General features: G+C 40.4%; 3 protein-coding genes and 1 pseudogene. All 4 read left to right on the forward strand.

All coding sequences use genetic code 11. The features are described from left to right. Positions 1–946, forward strand: a 946-nt coding sequence (locus tag F1544_RS27045; protein WP_167588527.1) for a PQQ-dependent sugar dehydrogenase, incomplete at its 5' end; no start/stop codon positions are given. Between the two features lie 25 nt (positions 947–971). Beyond that, positions 972–2,159 (forward strand): class C beta-lactamase, encoded by a 1,188-nt coding sequence (gene ampC / locus F1544_RS27050; RefSeq protein ID WP_167588528.1) that lies wholly within the window; start codon positions 972–974, stop codon positions 2,157–2,159. A gap of 83 nt (positions 2,160–2,242) precedes the next feature. Further along, positions 2,243–3,517, forward strand: a pseudogene (locus F1544_RS27055) (replication-associated recombination protein A). 100 nt (positions 3,518–3,617) lie between these two features. Continuing rightward, entirely contained in the window at positions 3,618–4,502 is an 885-nt protein-coding gene (gene yddG, locus F1544_RS27060; protein WP_035336111.1) for an aromatic amino acid DMT transporter YddG, read from the forward strand. Positions 4,503–4,615 lie beyond the last annotated feature (113 nt).

Raw genomic sequence — 4,615 nt, forward strand, 5'->3', positions numbered from 1 at the left:
GCGTAAAGGACAGTTAAAATTATTTGATCCTAAAACTAAGAAGAATCTTAATGTTCAGGGCATCCCAACTGTAAGTTATGGGGGGCAAGGTGGCTTAGGTGATGTAGTCTTGCATCCTGATTTTAAAAATAATCATTGGATTTATCTCAGCTATGCTGTGCAAGGCAGTGGTGGTTATGGTGCTGAAATTTCTCGTGCCAAACTTGATTTATCTAATCCTGAGCAACCGAAATTAACGGATTTAACACGAATTTGGCAGCAAGTACCTAAAGTGTCAGGGCAAGGACATTATGCTCATCGTATGTTATTTGGTGCTGATGGAAAACTTTGGGTAAGTTCAGGTGAGCGTCAAAAATTCGATCCTGCCCAAGATATGAAAAGCAATCTAGGTAAGATTCTACGTTTAAATGAAGACGGAACTCCTGTATCAGATAACCCTTTTAGCCAACAAGGTGGCGTGACTGCTGAAATTTGGTCATTGGGTCATCGTAATCCACTGGGTATGGCGTTTGATGACCAAAAACAATTGTGGGTAGTGGAAATGGGGCCGAAAGGAGGTGATGAACTTAATCAGATTCTTAAAGGCGCGAACTATGGTTATCCAATCGTATCGAATGGCGATCATTACTCAGGATTACCAATTCCAGATCATAAAACTCGCCCAGAATTTAAAGCGCCTGCAATCGATTGGACACCTGTGATTTCACCTTCAAGCATGATTATTTACACGGGTGATAAATTCCCGTTATGGCAGCAGAAAGCTTTGATTGGTGGTTTGTCTTCCAAGTCGATTGTTGTGGTTGATTTAAAATCGCAACCCGTTAAAGATGTGCAACGTTTGGATATGAAGCAACGAATTCGTGGTTTACAACAAGCACAAGACGGTTCGATTTGGGTGATTGAAGATGGTCCACAAGCAAAATTGCTAAAGCTCAATGCAAACTAAATATGAACTCAAAGTGAAAAGATTAATGATGCAGTCGAAATACCAAAATTTATTTTCAAATAAAACATTGATGTTGATTGGGCTGTTGTCCTGTAGCTCGAGTTTGTGGGCACAGCCTTTAACTGAGCTACAAATAAAAAAGATTGTCGATCAGCAATTTAAACCACTTTTAGAGGAATATAAAATTCTTGGTTTAGCCGTTGCCGTGACTTTAGATGGTCAACATTACTTTGTAAATTATGGTGTTGCTTCGCTACAAAGCAAACAAGCTATGACTAATAGTACCTTGTTTGAACTTGGTTCAGTCAGTAAAACGTTCAATGCGACTTTAGCGGGGTATGCGCAAGCACAAGGGTGGTTGTCATTATCGGATCATCCTGCCAAATACTTCCCTGAACTTAAAAATACATCCGTGAATCAGGCTACATTGCTGAATTTGGGAACTTATAGTGCAGGTGGCTTTCCACTGCAATTTCCAGATGAAGTTGTTACTCAGCAGGATATGATTCAATATTTTCACAACTGGAAAACAAAAACCAAAATCGGGGAGGCTCGTCAATACTCAAATCCGAGTATTGGTTTAATGGGTTATGTCACAGCTTTGGCGATGAAAAAGCCATATGCGGAATTGATAGAGAAAACCTTACTTCCTCAATTAGGAATGACGCAGAGTTATATTCATGTCCCTGAACAAAAGATGTCACAATATGCTTGGGGCTATAAGAATAACCAAGCAATCCGTGTATCAGCGGGGATGTTTGATGCTGAAGCCTATGGTGTCAAAAGCAGTAGTTCGGATATGCTGAAATTTTTAGATGCACAGATCAATTCAGCTCAATTAAATCACCCAATTCGTCAAGCCGTTGAAAATACCCATATCGGTTATTATAAAGTCGGTGCAATGACGCAGGGTTTGGGATGGGAGCAATATGCTTATCCCGTTAAGCTTGAAACACTTTTACAAGGCAACTCAAGTAAAATGGCTTTAGAAAGCCATGCAGTAACGCTGATCAAACAACCCAAAATTGCCTCACAATCCACTTATTTTAATAAAACAGGATCTACCAATGGCTTTGGAGCTTATGCCGCATTTATCCCTCAGCATAAAATCGGTATGGTGATGCTCGCCAATACCAATTTCCCAAATGAAGCGCGTATTAAAGCAACCCATCAAGCGATGCAGCAGATTCTGAAACAGAAGGCAGCCCCTTAACTTGATCAGTTGTTGGTAGATTCAAATTGTAGATTTGATTCAGACACAATAGACTAGGATAAAACAGCATAAAGTCAGTGATGATGTCAGATACGCATATTCCTTTACCTGAACGTTTACGTCCTCGTGACTTATCCGAAATTATCGGACAAGATCATTTGTTAGGTGAAAATGCACCTTTGCGCCAAATGATTGATCAAGGGCATTTACCTTCGATTATCTTTTGGGGTCCGCCAGGGGTAGGTAAAACTACGATCGCATTATTGCTGGCGCAAGCAGTTGATCGCCCATTTATTAGCTTATCTGCGCTGAATACTGGTGTAAAAGAGCTGCGAGAAGTGATTGCGGAAAGTGGTGATCTGCTGACTCCAGTAGTTTTTATTGATGAGATTCATCGCTTTAATAAATCGCAGCAAGATGCGTTACTAAATGCGGTCGAAAAAGGCAAAATTACGCTGATTGGCGCAACCACAGAGAACCCATCTTTTGAAGTTAATAGCGCTTTACTGTCGCGTTGTCAGGTCTATACGCTGAATAGTTTGGATGCTGATGCCATTCAAACACTCATCAATAAAGCGATTCAAAGTGATAAGTTTCTCAAAGAGCGTTTTATTCAAGTTGAAGAATATGATGCACTGATTCAGTTTGCTGCAGGTGATGCACGTAAGGCGCTTAATCTGATTGATTTAATCGCCAGTACTTTTGAAGCTGATGTTGAAAATGTCGTGACCAACGCGATTGTCGTCAAAGTTGCACAGCAGAATATTGCACGTTATGACAAGTCAGGTGAGCAGCACTACGATCTGGTTTCAGCATTTATTAAATCGATTCGGGGAAGTGATCCAGATGCTACCTTGTATTGGATGGCAAGAATGCTGAAAGGTGGAGAAGACCCAATATTTATTGCTCGTCGCATGTTGATTGCGGCATCAGAAGATATTGGAAATTCTAATCCAAATGCCTTGTTACTTGCAGGGTAGTGCTTCCGTTCAGTTCAAGCGGTGGGTATGCCTGAGGCGCGTATTATTTTAGGACAATGCGCAGTTTATTTGGCAACCAGCCCGAAAAGTAATAGTACCTATTTAGCCATCAATCGTGCCTTAGAGTTGGCAGAGAAAACGGCAAATTTGCCTGTACCATTGCACTTGCGCAATGCGCCAACCAAACTGATGAAGCAACAAGGATATGGGGTGGATTATTTGTATCCACATAATTATCCTGAACATTTTGTATTACAAGACTATTTGCCACCTGAATTGCGTGGTACGAAGCTGTATGAACGAGCCTTAAATAAACGTGAAGTTGAAGCTGAACGTTTGCAACAGCGCCGCTGGCAGCAAGAACAGCAACAGCAATAATACTTTCTGGGCGCGTGCCTCATTTTAAATTTACCAAAGCAGCATTTTAGCCCCGATTGATGGCATGTTGCTTTGGTTCCAAGATTCAATTGATATCAATATGAACTCAAAAACAGCAACACTGATTGGACTGCTTGCCATTTTGCTTTGGAGTTTAATTGTTGCGCTCATTAAAGAAGTAAGTACTCAGTTTGGTGCAGTTGGTGGTGCGGCATTAATCTATACACTTGCTTCAATATTCTTATTACTTTCTGTTGGTTGGACGCCTATCAAAAGTTTTCCAAAAACTTATTTGATTTGGGGTGCTTTTTTATTTGTCGCCTATGAAATTTGTCTTTCACTTTCAATTGGATATAGCCAAACAAATAGACAAGCAATTGAAGTCGGAATGGTCAATTATTTATGGCCAACTTTCACGATGGTTGCGGCGATTTTATTTAATCAACAAAAAGCAAATTTTCTGATTATTCCTGGCTTCGTTGTTTCTCTACTCGGTATTTGTTGGGTTTTGGGAGGAGAGCAAGGATTTGATTTGATTGGCATGGCTAACAATATTCAGCAGAAGCCACTGAGTTATGGATTGGCATTTCTTGGGACATTGTTGTGGGCGGCTTATTGTACCCTTACCGCACGAATCGCTCAGGGAGCAAATGGCATTACTTTATTCTTTATTTTGGTTTCGATCGTGCTTTGGATTAAATATCTTGTGATGGGGGGGAATGGCTTTATTTTTGATTGGTCATCCTCTATTTCCTTGGTTTTTGCTGCTGCTGCGATGGGCTTCGGCTATGCAGCTTGGAATGTTGGAATTTTGCATGGTAATGTGACATTACTGGCAGGAGCATCTTATTTTATTCCTGTGCTTTCCGCTTTTTTTGCTGCATTGTTACTGAGTACGCCATTAGGTCTTTCTTTTTGGTATGGTGCGCTGATGGTGTGTGTCGGTTCTATACTGTGTTGGTTGGCGACAAAGGCGAAGTCATAAACAAACAGTGATTTTTATTCAAATCAGTTTGGTGAAATAGCTATTGATCAATGGTTTGAACTATTTATTGATTCAAAAATTTATCAAGCATTACAAAAATAACAAGTTATGCC

Source organism: Kineococcus rubinsiae (assembly GCF_011839805.1).
Classification (GTDB): Bacteria; Actinomycetota; Actinomycetes; order Actinomycetales; family Kineococcaceae; genus Kineococcus; species Kineococcus rubinsiae.

Bases quoted from the DNA above. Each gene is read 5' to 3' on its own strand.
- ampC (WP_167588528.1), top strand. From the start codon at position 972: ATGATGCAGTCGAAATACCAAAATTTATTTTCAAATAAAACATTGATG.
- yddG (WP_035336111.1), top strand. From the start codon at position 3,618: ATGAACTCAAAAACAGCAACACTGATTGGACTGCTTGCCATTTTGCTT.